6 protein-coding genes and 1 pseudogene are annotated in these 18,063 nt (G+C 75.7%); 4 read left to right on the plus strand and 3 right to left on the minus strand.

What is annotated here, in order from left to right; translation table 11 throughout:
• Nucleotides 1-92 precede the first annotated feature (92 nt).
• Nucleotides 93-824: a DUF3152 domain-containing protein gene (locus ABZ495_RS06380; RefSeq protein ID WP_359834690.1), complete on the plus strand. Its 732-nt coding sequence runs from the start codon at nucleotides 93-95 to the stop codon at nucleotides 822-824.
• Between the two features lie 67 nt (nucleotides 825-891).
• Here ABZ495_RS06380 and ABZ495_RS06385 read toward each other — a convergent pair whose 3' ends face one another.
• From ABZ495_RS06385 to ABZ495_RS06395, 3 genes are all read right to left on the minus strand, one after another.
• Nucleotides 892-4,122 (minus strand): amino acid adenylation domain-containing protein, encoded by a 3,231-nt coding sequence (locus ABZ495_RS06385; protein ID WP_359834692.1) that lies wholly within the window; start codon nucleotides 4,120-4,122, stop codon nucleotides 892-894.
• Nucleotides 4,119-9,776 (minus strand): amino acid adenylation domain-containing protein, encoded by a 5,658-nt coding sequence (locus ABZ495_RS06390; RefSeq protein ID WP_359834694.1) that lies wholly within the window; start codon nucleotides 9,774-9,776, stop codon nucleotides 4,119-4,121. Before ABZ495_RS06390 ends, ABZ495_RS06385 begins: the two co-directional genes overlap by 4 nt.
• A 102-nt stretch (nucleotides 9,777-9,878) precedes the next feature.
• Nucleotides 9,879-13,175: an amino acid adenylation domain-containing protein gene (locus ABZ495_RS06395; RefSeq protein WP_359834695.1), complete on the minus strand. Its 3,297-nt coding sequence runs from the start codon at nucleotides 13,173-13,175 to the stop codon at nucleotides 9,879-9,881.
• Nucleotides 13,176-13,763: 588 nt separating this feature from the next.
• Between ABZ495_RS06395 and ABZ495_RS06400 the strand changes: the two genes are divergently transcribed.
• The 3 genes and pseudogenes from ABZ495_RS06400 to ABZ495_RS06410 all read left to right on the plus strand — a co-directional run bounded on the left by ABZ495_RS06400 (nucleotide 13,764) and on the right by ABZ495_RS06410 (nucleotide 18,003).
• Nucleotides 13,764-16,886 (plus strand): phosphocholine-specific phospholipase C, encoded by a 3,123-nt coding sequence (locus ABZ495_RS06400; RefSeq protein ID WP_359834697.1) that lies wholly within the window; start codon nucleotides 13,764-13,766, stop codon nucleotides 16,884-16,886.
• A gap of 242 nt (nucleotides 16,887-17,128) precedes the next feature.
• Nucleotides 17,129-17,395 (plus strand): annotated as a pseudogene (locus ABZ495_RS06405) (DUF899 family protein); the annotation flags it as partial.
• Between the two features lie 212 nt (nucleotides 17,396-17,607).
• Nucleotides 17,608-18,003 (plus strand): hypothetical protein, encoded by a 396-nt coding sequence (locus ABZ495_RS06410; RefSeq protein ID WP_352295246.1) that lies wholly within the window; start codon nucleotides 17,608-17,610, stop codon nucleotides 18,001-18,003.
• Nucleotides 18,004-18,063 lie beyond the last annotated feature (60 nt).

Raw genomic sequence — 18,063 nt, forward strand, 5'->3', positions numbered from 1 at the left:
GACCGCCTCCGACCCGCCGCCACCGTCCTTCCGACGCCCCGGGTGCCACGGCCGGCGCTCCGGTGCGGCCGCCCCACGGCGGGGAGCGGCCGATGAGGGGCCTCGGGGGGCTCCGGCGCGGCGGGGGCTCCCTGCCCGCCGGAGCGAAGCTCTGGGCGGGCGGGCTCGCCGTGGTGCTGATCGGCGCCCTGACCGCCGGCCTGCTGTGGTGGAAGCCCTGGGCCCCGCCCGCCGCCAAGGCGCTGGACCCGATGGCGTTCACCACGGCCACCGGGGGCTCCCCGCCCTTCGGCAGCGGCGAGCACGTCTACCGTTACAAGGTCCGGGCCGAGAAGGGGCTCAAGGAGAGCCCCGAGCAGTTCGCCGCCGCGGTCGACGCCGTCCTCGGTGACGTCCGGCGCGGCTGGGCCGCCGACGGCACGCGCTCCTTCCAGCGGATGCCCGCCGACCCGGTGGACTTCACCGTCTACCTGGCGAGCCCGAAGACCACCGACCGGATATGCGGCCAGTACGGGCTGGACACCGGCGGGTCGGTGAACTGCGGGGTGGGCCACCAGGTGGTCATCAACGCCAAGCGCTGGAACGAGCTGACCGAGTTCTACACCGGCCAGCCGGAGCAGTACCACGCGCTCGCGGTCAACCACGAGGTCGGCCACATCCTCGGCCTCGGCCATGTCGACTGCCCCGGCCCGGGTCAGCCGGCGCCGGTGATGATGCAACAGATCAAGGGCCTGCACGGGTGCGTCCCGAACGGCTGGCCCTACTCCGAGACCGGCACCCTGCTCACCGGTCCCCTCCTCCCGCCCGCCACCCCGGCCCCGTAGCCACCCGTGACGCCGGTCGCCCCGCCGAACCTCCGGCGGGGCGACCGGCGTCACGCGCTCCGGGCGGTCAGTCGGTGAGCCGGGCGGCGGCCTCCTCCTCGCTGAGGGCCTCGATCTCGGCGATCAGCAGGTCCTCGATCCGGGCGGCGAGGGCGGCGGCGGTGGAGAGTTCGAAGGCGTCGCGGATCGGGACGTCCAGGCCGACGGCGGCGCGGATCCGGGCCACCACGCGGGTGACCAGGAGGGAGTCGCCGCCGAGGGCGAAGAAGTCGTCGAGGACGCCGACCCGGGGGAGGCCCAGGACCTCCCCCCAGAGGTCGGTGACGAGCTGTTCGGCGTCGGTGCGCGGGGCCAGGTACTCGGCGGTGGCGGTCGGGTCGGGGGTGGGGAGGGCAGCGGAGTCGAGCTTGCCGTTGAGGGTCAGCGGCAGCCGGTCGAGGAGGACGACGGTGTCCGGGACGAGGTAGGCGGGCAGCGACCGGGCCAGGTGCTCGCGCAGGGCGGCCGGTGCGGGTTCGGCGCCGGGGGCCGGGACGGCGTAGCCGACCAGGCGGCGGCCGGCGAGGACGACGGCGGCCGCTCCGGCCACCTCCGGGTGGCCGCTGAGGGCGGCCTCGATCTCGGCCGGTTCGATCCGGTACCCGCGCAGCTTGATCTGCTCGTCGGTGCGGCCCAGGTACTCCAACTGCCCGTCGGCGCGCCAGCGGGCCCGGTCGCCGGTGCGGTACATCCGCGCGCCGGGGCTCGTGCCGGTGAAGGGGTCGGGGCGGAAGGCGGCGTCGGTGAGGTCGGGGCGGCCCAGGTAGCCGCGGGCCAGGCCGGCGCCGCCGATGTGCAGCTCGCCCGCGGCGCCGCGCGGGAGCAGGGCGCCGTGCTCGTCGAGGACGTAGAGCCGGACGCCGGGGAGCGGGCGGCCGAGGGGCGGGCGCCGGGTGGTGTCCGGGGCGGTGAGGTCGGCGGCGGTGACGATCACGGTGGCCTCGGTCGGGCCGTAGGTGTTGACCAGCCGGACGGCGTCGCCGTGCCGCTCCCGCCAGCGGGCGACGGAGTCCGCGCGGGCCTCGGAGCCGCCGAGCACCACCAGCCGCAGGGCGGCCGGCCAGGGCGTCCGCCCGTCGAGGGAGACCAGTTCCTCCCAGTACGCCGTGGGCAGGTCGAGCACCGTGACCGACCGGCCGTGCGGGCCGCGGAGCAGCTCGGGCAGGGTGCGCCCGCCGCCCGGGAGCAGGACCACGCAGGCGCCGGCGGCGAGGGCGGGCCAGAGCTCCTCGGCGTGGGTGTCGAAGCCGATCGAGGCGAACTGGACGATCCGGTCACCGGGCGCCAGCCGGTAGCCGTCCGGGCCGGCCATCCAGTCGACCCGGGCGGCGAGGGCCGGGTGGTCGACGGCCACCGCCTTGGGGGTGCCGGTGGAGCCGGAGGTGTAGAGGACGTACGCCAGCCCGGCCCGGTCCGCACCCGGGGAGGGCGCGGCGGCCGGGACGATCCGCGGGCCCGCGCCGCTCTCGGCGCCCTCGCTGTCGCCCTCGCCCTCGCCGTCGCCCTCGCTGTTCTCGTCGGTGAGCAGCAGGACGGCGCCCGACTCGCGGAGCATCAGCCGCCGCCGCTCCTCGGGGTGCGCCGGGTCGATCGGCAGGTAGCCGGCCCCGGCCTTCCAGACCGCCAGCAGCGCGACCACCAGGTCGAGCGAGGGCGCCAGCCGGACCGCCACCAGCTGACCGGCGACGGGTCCGAGCCGGGCGGCCAGGTCGTCGGCCCGCCGGTCGAGTTCGGCATAGGAGAGGGTGCGGCCGTCGCACTCCAGGGCCGGGGCGTCCGGCGCGGCGGCGACGCGTTCCGCGAAGCGGAGGAGCCACGGGCGCACCGGCCCGGCGTGGCCGGGCACCGGTCCGGTGCCGAGCGCGAGGAGTTCGGCCTCCTCCTCCGGCCCGATCAGCCAGTCGCCGTGCAGCGGCAGCGCCGCGTCCTCGACGACGGCGGCGAGCAGGGCCCGGCAGCGGGCGCCCAGCGCGGCGACCGTCGTGTCGTCGAGGACCTCCCGGTCGAAGGCGAAGGAGAGCGTCAGACCGCCGTCCGGCGTCCGCCAGCTGTCGAGCAGCAGATCGGTCTTGGCGCGTTCGAAGCCGGAGTCCATCGAGGCGGTGCGCACCCCGGCCGGCAGGTCGGCGCCGCCGTCGCCGCCGGCCAGGTCGTACTGGCTCTGGTGGACGAACACCGCCTGGTAGAGCGGCGCGGCGCCGGCCTCGGCGGGCAGGCCCAGGTGGGCGGCGAGCCGCTCCACCGGTACCTCCTGGTGGCTCAGCGCGCCCAGGGTGGCCGTCCGCACCCGGTGCAGGACCGTCCGGAAGTCCGGCTCACCGGTGAGGTCGGCGCGGATGATCCCGGTCCGGGCGAAGTAGCCGACCAGTGCCTCCTGGGCGGCCTCGGTCCGACCTGCCAGGGGGGTGCCCACCACGAAGTCCCGGGTGCCGGTCCAGCGGGCCAGCACGCACTGGTAGGCGGCCAGCAGCACCATGAACGGGGTGCAGCGCTCGCGCCGGGCCAGTGCGTCCAGGGCCGCCGTGAGTCCGGGGCCGAGCTCGACCGGGGCGAAGCCGGCCGGATGCCGCGGGTGGTCCGGCCGCGGGTGGTCCAGCGGCAGCCGCAGCCGGCCGGTGCCGGCCAGCTTCTCGGCCCAGTAGCGGAACGCGGCCTCGGCGCCGCCGGCCGCCGCGCGCTCCCGCTCGGCGCGGGCGACGTCGCCGTACCGGAGGGCGAGCGGTGCCAGGCCGGCCGGCGCCTCGCCGGTCTCCTCCCGGTAGAGGGCGAGCAGTTCGCGCCAGAGGATCCGGAACGACCAGCCGTCCGAGACGATGTGGTGCACCACCACGGCCAGCGCGTGCTCGTCCGGCCCGGCGGAGACCAGGACGGCCCGCAGCGGCGGCCGCTCGGCCAGGTCGAAGGGCGCGTTGACGGCCGGCCGGCAGGCCTCGGTGAAGTCGCGCTCGCTCGCGCCGGGGGCCAGCTCGACCAGGGCGAGCTGGACCGGCGCGGGCGGCTCGACCAGCTGGACGGGCGCCTCGCCGTCCAGGGCGAACCGGGTGCGCAGGGTCTCGTGGCGGGCCGTCAGCCGGTCCAGCGCGGCGCGCAGCGCGCCCTGGTCGAGCGGACCGCTCCAGCGCCGGCAGAGGTACATGGTGAAGCCCGTGTCGGCGGGGTTCAGTTGCTGGAGGAACCAGAGGCGCCGCTGCTCCTCGGTGAGCGGGTGGGCGGCCTCGGTCGGGCGGGCGGCGCCGGTCGTCTGGTCGGTGCTGGTCATCGGACGGCGGCCTCGGTTCCGGTACGGCGCGCGGGCGGGGTGTCGGCGGGCGCGGTGGGGGTGGGGGTGGGAGTCGGGGTGGGCTGGGCGGTCGTGGTGGCGCGGCCGGTCAGGGCGGCCAGGCCCACCAGGTCGTCGGGCTCGGCGTCGGGGACGTCGCGGTCGAAGTGGCGCAGCGCGGGAACGGCCAGGCAGGCCAGCACCAGCAGCACCATGGCCAGGCCGAACAGCAGGTAGAGCAGGCCGATGCCGCGCCCCTCGCCGGTGCCGATCAGCCGTCCGACGGTGCCGGCGAGCGCGCCGTCCTCGTCGACCCACGGCTGGACCAGGCGCGGCCCGAGCGGCGCCACCACGGCGAAGCCGACCGGCAGGGTGGACCAGGCGACCATGGTGTTCACCGCGATCACCCGGCCGTGGAACCGCAGCGGGACCTTGGTCTGCACGATCGTCGCGTAGACGCCGTTGACCAGGGCCAGTGCGTAGGCCATGCCGAAGGCGCCGAGCGCCACCGGCAGCACCGAGGGCCGCAGACCGGTCACCAGGCAGGCGCCGGCCAGCCCGAGGGTGGCGAACAGGACGCCGCGCAGCCGCAACCGCCGGGGCCCGCCCCAGACCAGCAGGGTCAGACCGCCCAGCACGGCGCCCAGGCCGGCGGCGACGGCGACCCACCCGGCCGCCGCGAGCGGGGCGAAGGAGAGCACCAGCGGGGTGGTGAGCAGGAACAGCGGGGAGAGGAAGATGTTGAGGACGGCGAAGAACAGCAGCATCGCGCGGAAGTGCCGGCTGCCCAGCGCGCGCCGGAACCCGGCCCGGATCTCGGCGGCGACGCTCTCCCGCCGCCGGGCCGCCATCACGTCCGGGAAGCGCACGGCCAGCGTGACGGCGGTGGCCACCACGTAACTCGCCACGTCGAGGGCGAGGATGCCGCCGAGGCCGAGCGCGGCGAGCAGTCCGACGGCGAACAGCGGCACCAGGAACTGGGCCAGCCCGAAGGCCATCTGGACGATGCCGTTGGCCCGGCCGAGGAACCGCTTCGGCACGAGCTGCGGGACGGCCGAGTTCCAGGCCAGCCGCTGGAAGGTGAGCGCCGTCGAGAGCACCGCGATCAGGACGTACGCGTGCCAGACCCGTAGGCCGTCGGCGAGGAACAGCAGCAGCATCACCGCCTGGGTCAGGCCGGCCGCGACGTCGCCGTACAGCATGATCCGGCGCCGGTCGCCGCGGTCCACGACGGCGCCGGCGATCGGCGCCGCCAGGATGCCGGGCACCAGCCCGCAGGCAGCCAGCAGGCCGAACTGGGCGAGGGAACCGGTGGTCAGGTAGATCCAGACCGGCAGGGCGAACTCGGTGAGCGCCGAGCCGATCATGGAGATCTGCTGCCCGGCGGCGACGCCGAGGAACCGCCGCATGGTCGGCCGTGCCGCCGCCGGGCTCTTCGCGCCGGCCGGGGTGCGCGCGCCGGGCGCGGCGGGGCGGGCGTCGGCGCTCTGGTCGGCGCCGTCCCGGGAGAGGCCGGCCAGCCACCAGGTGGCGCCGTCGGCCCGTTCGTGCCGCCGCTCCCGCCCCGCCGCGACCGAGCGGTGCACGGTGGTCAGGATCTCGGCGAGTTCGGCGGCCCGGTACTTGAGATAGAAGTGGCCGGCCTCGTCGAGCACCACCACACCGGTGGTGTCGCTGAGCCGGTGCCACTCCCGGTACCGCTCCTCGTAGAACTCGGTGGCCGGGTCCCGGTCGCCGCAGACCGCGATCACCGGTGCGGAGATCCGGCCGTCCTCGCTCTCGAAGAGCCGGGTGAAGTACTGCTCGGCCTCCTTCGTGCCGGTCCGGCGGTTGCGCACCATCAGGCGCAGCTGCTCGGCGCCGACCTCGTCGGTGTCCAGACCGGCCGCCGCCAGGGCGTTGACCATGCCCTGGTCGCTGCGGAGCCGGTCGGCGATCCGCGCCCACCGCTCGCCGACGGCGGCGCCGCGCCCGCGCGGCCGGGCGAACGGGAAGATCCCGCCGAGGTGCACGGCCTCGATCTCCCGCCCGGCCGCCTCGACCAGGCGGGCGACCTCCACGGCGAGCCGGACCCCGACCCCGCAGTGGCCGTAGAGGACGATCCGCCCCTCGACGGTGTCGACGATCTCCTGGGCGCAGCGGGCGGCCACCTCGTCGATGTCCATCGCCTCCTCGCCCAGCTCGTGGCCGGGGACGGCCAGCGAGTGCAGCGCCCAGTCGGCGGGCAGCGCGTCGGCGAGCGGCTTGTAGATGAGCGCGCTGCCGCCGCCGTACGGGGTGCAGACGATGCTGGCGGTGGTCCGGCGGCCGGCCGGGGTGAGCCGGTGCAGCAGGCGGCGGGGGCCGCGGTCGGCGTCCGGGTCGCTGAGCAGGGCGGCGAGGCGCCGGACGGTGGGGTACTTGAAGAGGTCCATCACCCCGACCGGAGTGGGGAGTTCGGGGTAGGCCCGGCGCAGTCGGGCGACCACCTGGGTGGCGAGCAGCGAGTGCCCGCCGAGTTCGAAGAAGTCGTCCAGGGCGCCGACCCGGGGGACCCCGAGCAGTTCGGCCCAGAGCCCGGCGAGGAACCGCTCGGCCTCGTCCTGCGGTTCGACGAACTCGCCGGTGGCGGCGGGCTCCTCGGGCTCGGGCAGCGAGCGGCGGTCGACCTTGCCGTGGGCCAGCAGGGGGAGCCGGTCGAGGACGACGAAGCGGGCCGGCACCATGTAGTCGGGCAGCACCTCGGCGAGGGCCTCGCGCAGCTCGGCGGGCGCCGGCGCCGGGCCCCCGCCCGGGTGTTCGAGGTAGCCGACCAGCGCCTGCCGCAGTCCCTCGCCGCGCGCCAGCACCACGGCCTGGGTGACGCCGGGCAGGGCGGTGAGGGCGGCCTCGATCTCGCCCGGCTCCACCCGGTAGCCGCGCACCTTGATCTGGTCGTCGCCGCGTCCCAGGTAGTCGAGGGCGCCGTCGGGCCGCCAGCGCGCGAGGTCGCCGGTGCGGTAGAGCCGGTCACCGGGCGCCCCGAACGGGTCCTCGACGAAGCGCTCGGCGGTCAGGTCGGGGCGGCCCAGGTAGCCGCGGGCGAGCCGGTCGCCGCCCAGGTACAGCTCGCCGGTGACGCCCGGCGGCACGGGCTGCAGCGCCTCGTCGAGCACGTGGCAGCGGGCCCCGGCGAGCGGGGTGCCGATGGGGGTGCTCCCCGGGCCGGCCGTGCCGGCGGTGACCTCGTGGACGGTGACGCCCACGGTCGCCTCGGTGGGGCCGTAGTGGTTGAACACCGCGCAGCGGTCCAGGGCGGCCAGTTCGGCGGCCCACGGCCAGGCCGAGGCCTCGCCGCCGAGCACCAGCGCCCGGCGGGGCAGCAGCCGCTCCAGCGGGGCGTCGGAGCCGAGCGCGGCCAGGTGCGAGGGGGTCATCTTGAGGTAGTCGAGCTCCAGGGCCTCGATCTGCTCGGCGAGTTCGGCGCCGGCGATCCGGCGGGGGAGCAGGTGGACCCGGCCGCCGCTGCTCAGCGCCAGGTAGAGCATCGTGATGCTGAAGTCGAAGGACAGCGACTGCAGCAGCCCGTAGCTCGCGCCGGGCTCGATCCGCAGCCGCTCGCGCACCCCGGCCAGGTAGTTGAGGATCTGCCGGTGCTGGACGGCGACGCCCTTGGGGGCGCCGGTCGAGCCCGAGGTGTAGATCACGTAGGCCAGGTGGTCCGGGCCGGCGGCCTCGTCCAGCGGTTCCGGGTCGGGCGTGAGGGGCTCCGGGCCGGGCGGGCCCGGGTCGAGCAGCAACTCGGCGCCGGTGTAGCCGGGGAAGCGCCCCCGCAGCGCGGTGTCGGTGACCAGCACCCGGACCTCGGCGTCAGCCACCAGGTGGGCGAGCCGGGCGGGCGGCTGCTCCGGGTCCAGCGGCAGGTAGGCACCGCCGGACTTGAGCACGCCGACCAGGGCCGCCGCCAGTTCGGGGGACTGCTCCAGGCAGACCGCGACCCGGTCGTCGGGCCGCACACCGAGCGCCCGCAGCCGCCGGGCGAGGCCGGTGGCCCGCTGCTCCAGCTCGCGGTAGTCGAGCGTGCGGTCCCCGAGGACCACGGCCGGGCGCTCCGGGTGGTCCCGGGCGGTGGCGGCGAGCAGCGCCGTCAGGGTGTCCGGCGCACCGGCGGTGGCGGGCAGCGGTGGGCCGGCGGCCCAAGTCTCCAGGACGTCCCGCCGTTCGCCGGGGGTGAGCAGCGGCAGCCGGGAGACCGGGCGGGCCGGGTCGGCCACCGCGGCGGCGAGGAGCAGTTCGAACCGCTCGACCAGGCGCCGGACGGTCGCGGCGTCGAAGAGGTCGGTGCGGTAGGTGAGCAGCCCGTACAGGCCGCCGTCGGACTTCTCCCGCAGGTAGAGCGCCAGGTCGGTGCGGGTGGTGGTGGCCTCGTGGCCGAAGCCCTCCCGGGCCGGTGCGCCACCGGGGCGGGTGTTGGTGCCGGTGCTGGTGTGGGTGCTGCTCGCGGTGCGGTCGCCGTAGTTCTGGAAGGCGAAGCTCACCTGGAAGACGGCCGACCGGCTGACGTCGCGCTCGATCTCCAGGTCGGCCACCATCTGCTCGAAGGGCACCTCCTGGTGGGTGTACGCCTCGAGGGTGGTCTCGCGGACCCGGCCTAGCAGCTCGGTGAAGGTCGGGTCGCCCTCCAACCGGGCCCGGATCGGCAGGATGTTGACGAACAGCCCGACGACGTCCTCCAGTTCGCGGTGGAGGCGGCCCGCGACGGCCGAGCCGACGGCGAAGTCCCGCAAGCCGGTGTGCCGGCCCAGCAGGGTCTGCAGCGCGGCCATCAGCACCATGTACGCAGACGCGTTGGCGGAGCGGGCCAGGGCGTTGACGCCGCTGCCGAGTTCCGTACCCCAGTGGAACTCCAGGGCGGCGCCGTCGAAGGTCAGCACCGGGGGCCGCGGTCGGTCGGTGGGCAGGTCGAGGACGGGGACGTCGCGCAGCTCGGTCCGCCAGTAGGCGCGGGAGGCGGCCAGCGCGCCGCCGGTCAGCCGCTCGCGCTGCCAGTGCGCGTAGTCGCCGAACCGGACGGCGGGGGCCGCCAGGCCGTCCGGGGTGCCGTCGGCGTGCCGGGCGTAGAGCGCGTCCAGCTCGCGGTGGAGGATGTCCAGCGACCAGCCGTCGCTGACGATGTGGTGCATCACCAGCGCGAGCACGTGCTCGTCGGGGGCGATGCGGACCAGCAGGGCGCGCAGCAGCGGCCCGGCGGCCAGGTCGAAGGGCTCGGCCACCAGGGCGCCGAGTTCGGCGGTGGCACGCCCGGCCGGGTCCGGGTCGGCGGTGGCGTCGACGAACCGGGCCGCGCACGGGGCGGGTTCGGCGACGCGGACCTCGGCGGTGCCCTCGGGGGTGCCGGGGAAGGTCATCCGCAGCGCCTCGTGCCGCGCGACCAGGTCGGTCAGGGCGGCGTCCAGCGCGTCGCGGTCGAGCGGCCCGCGCAGCCGGCGGGCCGGGGCCAGCGTGTAGGCCGTGGAGCCGGGGGCGAACTGGTCCATGAACCAGAGCCGTTCCTGGCCGCTGGAGAGCGGCGGGGCGGTGCCGGGCGGTCTGGCCGGCACGGTTCTGGCGGGGGCCGAGGCGGTCCGCAGCCGCTGGGCGAGCAGGGCGCGCTTGGTCGCGGACAGCCCGGCCGAGGGGTCCTGGATGTCGGTCATCGGTGATCCATTTCGGCGCACGTCGGAGGTGGCGGTGCCCTCGGGGCGGGAGCGGCCGCGGGGTGAGCGGGCGGGCGCGGTGCAGCGCGCCCGCCCGGGAGGTCAGCGCAGGTCGCGGACGGCCGCGGCGATGCCGAGCGGCGTCGGGGTGGCGAAGAAGACGTCGAAGTCGAGCTCGACGCCGAGCAGGTCGCGGATCCGGGCGGTGATCTGGATGATCGTCAGGGAGTGCCCGCCGAGCTCGAACAGGTCGTCCTCGGCGCCCAGGTCGGGCAGTCCGAGCACCTCGGCCCAGATCCCGAGCACGGCGTCGAGCACCTCGTCGTGCTCCTGCTGCCCGGCTGCTCCGGTCGCCCCGGTCGAGCCCTGGCTCGCGGCGTCGGCCGGGCGTGGGGGGACGGGCAGCGCACGGCGGTCCAGTTTGCCGTTCGGCGTCAGGGGCAGCCGGTCGAGCACCGCGAAGCGCTGCGGTACGGCGGCGGCCGGCAGCGTCCGCTGGAGGAGGGCCCGCAGTTCGGCGGCGTCCGGCACGACTGCCCCGGGCGCCGGGACGAGGTAACCGGCGACGAACGGCTCCGCGTCGCCGGCCGCTTCGTCCCGCCGGACGGCGGCGGCCGCCTCGGCGATCGCGGGGTGGGCCAGCAGCGCCGACTCGATCTCGCCGAGCTCGATCCGGTGGCCGCGGATCTTGACCTGGTCGTCGAGCCTGCCGAGGAACTCCAGTTCGCCGTCGGCGGTCCAGGCCACGAGGTCGCCGGTGCGGTAGAGCCGCTCGCCGGGCGCGCCGAACGGGTCCTGAACGAAGCGTTCGGCGGTCAGCCCGGGCCGGTCCAGGTAGCCCTCGGCGACGCCGTCGCCGCCGAGGTACAGCTCGCCCGGCACACCGATCGGGAGCGGCCGGCGCCGCCCGTCCAGCACGTACGCGCGGGTGTTGGCGATCGGTCGGCCGATTCGGACGGCCTCCGGTGCGGCCGGGACCTCGGCGCAGGTGGACCAGACGGTGGTCTCGGTCGGTCCGTAGACGTTGAGGAGCCGGTCGGTGCCCGCCCGCAGCTCGCGGGCCAGCGGCAGCGGCAGGGCCTCCCCGCCGACCAGGGCGGTCAGGCCGGGCGGCAGCGGTCCGGCGCCCAGCAGGACCCGCCAGCCCGAGGGGGTGGCCTGGGCGTGGGTGACGCCCTCGCGCTCCACCAGCGACCGCAGGCCCGGGCCGTCGACGGCGAGGCCGTCCGGCGCGAGCACCAGCCGCCCGCCGGTGACCAGCGGCAGCAGCAGTTCGAGCGCGGAGATGTCGAAGGAGAGCGAGGTGAGGCCGAGCCAGACGTCCCGGGGGGCCGAGCCGAGCCGGTCGGCGAAGCCGGAGAGCAGGTTGACCAGCGCGCGGTGGCCGATCTCGACGCCCTTGGGGCGGCCGGTCGAGCCGGAGGTGTAGAGCACGTAGGCGAGCCGGCCGGGCGCGGTCCGGGTGGCGGCCGGGTCGTCTGCCGGCGCGTCGCCCGCCGTGTCGCCCGCCGCGTGGGTGAGCCGCAGCAGCGTTGGGGCCGCGGCGGCCACCTCGGGGGCCGGCTCGCGGTCGGCCAGCAGCAGCGTGGCGCCGGAGTCCGCCAGGACGAGGGCGAGCCGTTCGGCCGGGTAGCCGGGGTCGAGCGGCAGGTAGGCGGCGCCGACGGTGTGCACGGCGAGCAGCGCGGCCGGCAGGTCGGCGGTGCGGCCGAGGTGCAGAGCGACCAGGTCGTCCCGGCCGACGCCGGCCGTGGTCAGCGCGTTCGCCAGCCGGTCGGTGCGCCGCAGCAGCTCCCGGTACGTCAGGCGCTCGGCACCGGCCACCACCGCGAGGCCCTCGGGCGTGGCGCCGGCGCGCTCGCGGACCAGGTCGAGCACCGTCCGGTCGGCGGGGTAGGCGTGCTCGGTGGCGTTCCAGGTGCTCGTGACGAGCCGCTGCTCGGTCTCGTCGAGCAGCGGCAGGTCCGCCAGGGCCGCTCCCGGGTCGGCCGTGGCGGCGGCGAGCAGGGCGGTGAGGTGTCCGGCGATGCGCCGGGCGGCGGCGGGGGAGAGGACGGCCGGGTCGTACTGGAGGGAGAAGCCGACGGCCCCGGCGTCCTCGACCGCCTGGAGGTGAAGCGTGTTGCGGGAGGCGTGCGGGAACACCGTCCAGTCGACCCGGGTGGTGCTGCCCGGGAACACCGGGTCGGCGGTGGTGCGGCGGCGGTAGCCGAACGAGACGGGCGCCAGCCCGGTCCGCGGCGTGAGCCCGGGCACGGCGGCGCCGAACGGGACGGCGCGGTGGTCCGAGACCAGGCGGACCTCGGCCCGGACGGCCCGGGCGTACTCCGCGAACGTCACGTCCTCCCCGGCGCCGGCCGGGGCGTGCACCGGCAGCTCGTTGACGAAGAGGCCGATGTCGCCGCGCCGTTCCGGACAGCGGGTGGCGAAGGGGACGGCGACCGGGACGGCCTCGCCGCCGTAGCGCCGCAGCAGGCCGTGCAGGCCGGCGAGCAGGAACTCGAAGACGGTGACCCCGCAGTCGCGCGCGGCGTCGACCAGGGCGGTCCGGCCGGCGCCGTCGAGCCGCCAGCTGACGGCCTCGCCCCGGCCGGCGTCGGTGGTGGCCCGGGGGCCGTGGGGCAGCACCGGGTCGGTGGCGGCGGCCCACCGGGGGCCGTGGAAGGCGGCCGCCCGGCGGACGGCCTCGGGCCCGGGTTCGATCCTGAGGGCGTCGCGCCGGTCGTCGGGGGCGGCGGGGTCGAGGGACGTGGGGCCGTGGGGCAGCACCGGGTCGGTGGCGGGGGAGTCGGTGGCGGCCGGTCCGCCGGCTCGCGCGGCGGCGTAGGCGGTGGCGAGGTCGGCGGCCAGGACGTCCTTGGAGTGCCCGTCGAACACCGCGTGGTGGGCCACCACCAGCAGGTCGGCCGCCCCACCGGCCCGCCGGAGCAGGGTGAACCGGGCGAGCGGTCCGGCGGCGAGGTCGAACGGGAGGGCCAGTTCCTCGGCCAGTCGCTTGGCCAGGCCTTCGCCGCTGTCGGCCGTCGCGTCGACGACGGTGAGGGCGGGCGGCCGCCCCGCCGGGACCTCGCGGACCAGGCCGTCCTCCTCGACCAGCGCCGCCGCGAGCGCGGGGTGGCGGGTGACGGTGGCGGCGACGGCCCGTGCCAGGGCGTCGGCGTCGATCCGGTCGAAACGGAACCGCAGGGCGAGGTGGAAGGCCTCGGGGACGGCGGTCCGCCTGGTCGTCAGCCAGATCCCGTGCTGGGCGGGGGAGGCGGGGCGCCCGGCCCGGGCCGGAGTGTTCGCCGCTCTCGCGGGCTCCTCCTCCGGTGCGGCGGACGGGCCCGGTGTGATGGAGGAGACTGGTGCGGCGGACGAGCCTGGAGTGGCGGCGGAGTCGGCGGGGGAGGGGGACATGGCGGGCTCGATTCGGGAGTCGGGGGCGGGGCTGCGGTGACCCGTCCGACCGGGTTCCGCCGCGACGGTGCGGCCCGGTGGAGGGCGCGGCCGTCGGATGCGGTCCGGGCCGCCCCGCGGACCGGTCGACAGGCCGCTGGAGCAAGGCCGACCCGACTCCCAGGTTCCCCCCTGATGCGTCAAGCGGTCCGATCTTCTCCCCCGTGGAAAGATCATTGGCCTGGACCTGTCGTGAGATTTCCACAGACCACATGCCTCGTCAAGGGTTGTTCACGACCCGGGCGGGGCGGTCCGACGGTTCGTCAACTACCTTTCGCCACAAGCCGTCCCGGTGGCGGTCTTGAGGGCCGCCCCGACGGCGGGTTCGGACCGGGGCCGGACCGGGGGCGACGGCGGTCGGGGGTGGCTGCGCGGGCGGCGGCGGGAGGGATGACAGGTGCAGTCAAGTTGTCTGTACAGCTCGGGGTTCTCTGTCCGTCATCGAAACGCCATCGAACCGGTCCACTTCCGTTGATCTCGGACGCCTATACATAACGGGTCTGGGCCGAAACGGAGGCCCAGCATCCGTGATCAAGGAGCCGTCCCCCGATGATTCCGATGCCCGAACTGTCGCGCCGCACCCTGCTCGGCGGCGCGGCGGCGGCCGCCGTGCTGTCCGCCCTCCCGCTCAGTGTGCGTGAGGCGCTCGCCGCGCCGGCCCGCCCCGGCAAGCTGGCGGACATCCAGCACGTCGTGGTGTTCATGCAGGAGAACCGCGCGTTCGACCACTACTTCGGTACGCTCCCCGGCGTGCGCGGCTTCGGCGACCGGACGGCGGTGCGCGGGGTCAACGGGCGCTCGGTGTTCCACCAGCCCGACCCGGGGCGCAAGGAGGGCCACCTGCTGCCGTTCCCGATGAACGCGGCCCACACCAACGCCTACCAGCAGGGCGCCCCGGCGTTCGGCTTCGTCGACTCGATGAACGCCTGGAACGACGGCCGCGCCGACGGTTCGGTCACCCGCCGCTCCGGCGGCTGGCTCGGCCAGGGCTACTACGAGCCCGCCGACATGCCCTTCTACAACGCGCTCGCCTCGGTCTTCACGACCTGTGACGCCTACTACGCGTCGGTGCAGTGCAACACCAACACCAACCGCGAGCACCTGATGACCGGGACCAGCGGCGGCACGGTGCGGGACACCCCGGTGACCGACAACACCGAGATCCCCGGCGGCTACGAGTGGACCACCTACGCCGAGCGGCTGCAGAAGGCCGGGATCAGCTGGAAGACCTACCAGGCGCTGGACAACTTCGACGACAACGCGCTCGCCTGGTTCACCCCCTTCGTCAAGGCCAAGCCGGGCGAGCCGCTCTACGAGCGCGGCCTGCGCGCGGTCGGTGACCCGGCGAAGAAGGACGACCCCTTCGCGATGGGCGACGCCCTCGTCGAGGCGTTCACCGCCGACGTCCAGGCCGACCGGCTGCCGCAGGTCTCCTGGCTGGTCGCGCCCGCCGCGCTCTCCGAGCACGCCAACTACGCCCCGCCGAACGGCGAGCACCTGACGGCCCGGCTGCTCGCCGCGCTCGCCGCTAAGCCGGAGGTGTGGGAGAAGACCGTCTTCATCCTCAACTACGACGAGCACGGCGGCTTCTTCGACCACCAGCTGCCGCCCGTCCCGCCGCTGGCCGCCGGGCGCGGCAAGTCGACCGTCCCGGTCGACGGCGAGGTCGTGGTCCGGGTCTCCAAGGGCGGCTCGACCTACCACCGGGTGGTCGGTCAGGACGGCAGGTACCGGGTGAAGGCCGCCGACGGCTCGCTCTCCTGGTCCGACACCCTGCCCGCGGGCGAGACCCTGGTCTCCGGCCCGTACCCGATGGGCCTGGGCGTGCGCGTCCCGATGATCGTCGTCTCGCCGTGGACGCGCGGCGGCGTGGTCGACTCCACGGTCTACGACCACACCTCGGTGCTGCGCCTGCTGGAGCAGCGCTTCGGCATCGAGGAGCCCAACATCAGCCCGTGGCGCAGAGCCGTGACCGGCGACCTCACCAACGTCTTCGACTTCTCCGGGCGCAACCCGGTCTGGCCGCAGCTGCCCGACACCAGCGGCAACCGGCAGAAGGTCGTCGACACCGGCAAGCTGCCCGCGCCCACGGTGCCCGATCCGCAGGCCTTCCCGCAGCAGCAGCGCGGCACCCGCACCGCCCGGATCAGCCCGTACGACCTGCTGGTCAAGCCGAAGCTCAAGGGCGACGAGCTGACCGTCGACTTCATCAACCAGGGCCGCCAGGCCGCCGTCTTCGCCGTCTACCCGGCGCCCGGCACCGCGCCGCGCCACTACACCGTGGGCGCCAAGAGCCGCCTCTCCGACGTCTGGACGGTCGGCCCCGAGGGCTACGACCTGCGGGTGCACGGCCCGAACGGCGCGCTCTGGCACCTGCGCGGGGACGCCGCCTCGGCGTACGAGATCTCGCTCTCCGAAGAGCAGAACGGCAAGGTGCTGGAGGTCGACGTGATCAACCGCACCCGCACCGCCCAGACCTTCCTGGTCGGCGACCTGGCCTACGGCGACGGGCTGCGCGAGGTGCGGGTCGCGGCGGGCGACGACCGGACCGTCAACGTCAAGGTCGGCCCGGAGGGCTGGTACGACGTCGCGGTGGGCGTCCGCGGCGAGCTCGGCTTCCGCCGCCGGATCGCCGGGCGCTTCCCGTGGGACGGCGACCACCTGGTGACCGACCCGGCGATGGGCCTCGCCGACCCGCTGGCCCTGGACGTCACGCTCAAGGCCGCGTCCACCACGATCGACGAGGCGATCCTGCTGCCCGGCCGTCCGGCCCGGGTCGCCGCCCGGTTCACCGCGACCGCCGCGCTGACCGCGATCGAGGTCCAGCCGGTCGTGCCGGCCGGCTGGACGGTCACCGCCGTCACCCCGCCGCCCGCCTCGCTCGCCGCCGGTGCCACCGCGACCGCCGAGTGGGACGTCACCCCGCCCACCGTGCTGCCGGACGGCGCCACCCACCGGATCCTGGTCACCGCCCGCGCGGCGGCCGGCAGCCGCTTCGCGATCGCCGACGGCGAGATCGCGGCGCGCACCGCTCCCGTGATGGCCGGTCACCTGCTCGGCGAGGACTTCGAGTCGTTGGCCGGCTCCCTCCAGCCGCTGGCCGGCGTGCTCGGCTGGACGCCGCAGGCGCCGCAGGGCTGGTCGGTGGTGAACGCGCCGGCCATGCCGCAGGGCACCACCCGACTCCAGGGCTGGACGTTCCACACCAAGCGCGCCTGGTCCACCCCGGCCGGGCAGGACCGCGGCAACTTCAGCCGCGGCCTGGGCATCCTCGCGGTCGCCGACCCGGACGACTGGGACGACACCGGTTCGCCGTCCCGCAAGGGGGTCTTCGACTCCACCCTGGTCTCGCCCGCCGTCCAGCTGCCGGCCGGCGCGAGCACCCTCCACCTCGCCTTCGACTCGCACTACCGGCAGGAGGCCCCGCAGAAGGCGGCCGTCACCGCCGTCTTCGACAACGGCACCGAGACCCGGCTGGTCTACTACAGCAGCGACCCGACCGGTAACGACAACGCCGGCAAGGACGTCCAGAACGCCTTCGTCACCAAGCAGTTCGCCGTTCCGGCGGGTGCCCGCTCGGTGACCCTGAAGTTCCGGATGTACGACGCCGGCAACAACTGGTTCTGGGCCGTCGACCACGTCCGCCTCGACACCAAGCCGATCACGGGCTGACCCGGTAGATCCTGCTCGCGGCCCGCGTACCCCGAGGGGGTGCGCGGGCCGTTCGGTCGGGCCGGGGGCTTGTCGTCGGGCATCGGGTCGGGTCGGCGGGTCGGTGCGGCGGGTCGGGTCGCCGAGTCGGGGTGGCGGATTTCGGCCGGGCGCGCGCGTCCGGCCGGGTGTTGTCGGACCTCTCTGGTGTCGTAGGAGGGCGAACGCCGCCGCCCGGTCACCACGACACCACGGAGGACACCATGACGACCACGTGGGACGATTCGGCCCCCTCGCTGCCCGGGCGCCCGCCCGTGGTCGACCTGGCGACCTGGCAGGCCGCCCGGGACGAGCTGCTGGTCCGGGAGAAGGCCCACACCCGCGAGGCCGACGCCATCGCCGCGGCCCGGCGACGGCTGCCGATGGTGGAGCTCGACGGGACGGTCGAGGTCGTCGGCCCCGACGGCCCCGTCCCGTTCCCGGACCTGTTCCAGGGCCGCGACGAACTCGTGGCCTATCAGCACATGTGGACCCGCCCGGGGGCGACCCCGGAGGAGACCCTCGGCCGGCACGGCCACCACTGACGGCGGTGGGACATCCGGCCCGCAGGCGCCGCGAACCGCCCAGCCTTCCTCCCGGACCCACGGGCCGTCCACGAACCTCGCTCACCGACGTCGCTCACCGACGTCGCTCACCGACCTCGCTCACCGACCTTGCTCACCGACTCAGGGAGATCCGCGCCATGAACTCTCGTCTGCTCCGGCTGACCGGCGCCGCCACCGCCGTCTACGGCCTCGCCGTGACCCGCCGGCCCGCCCTGCTGGCCGCCCCCTCCGGACTGACCGCCGCCGACGGCTCGCTGCCGCGCTCCACCGCGGCCTGTCTGCGCCCGCTCGCCTTCCGGGACGCCGCCTGCGGCCTGGCGATGGCGTTCGCACCCGACGACTCCGCGCTGCGCGCGGCCACCCTGGTGCGGATCGCCTCCGACCTGGGCGATGCCGCCCTGCTGGCCACCGCGCTGCCGGAGCGCCGGCACCGGGTGATGGCGGTGGCCGTCTCCGTCGGCTGGGGTGCGCTCTCGGTGGCCGGGCTGCTCGGGGGGAGTCGGAAGCAGCCGTCGGGCCGCCATACCTCTTGATGGCCAAGTTTCTCAATCATCGAGAGATATGATGCGGAGGTCCGTCACCTGCCCCCGCCC

Origin of the sequence: Kitasatospora sp. NPDC005748 (genome assembly GCF_040630735.1) — a bacterium.
GTDB lineage: Bacteria > Actinomycetota > Actinomycetes > Streptomycetales > Streptomycetaceae > Kitasatospora.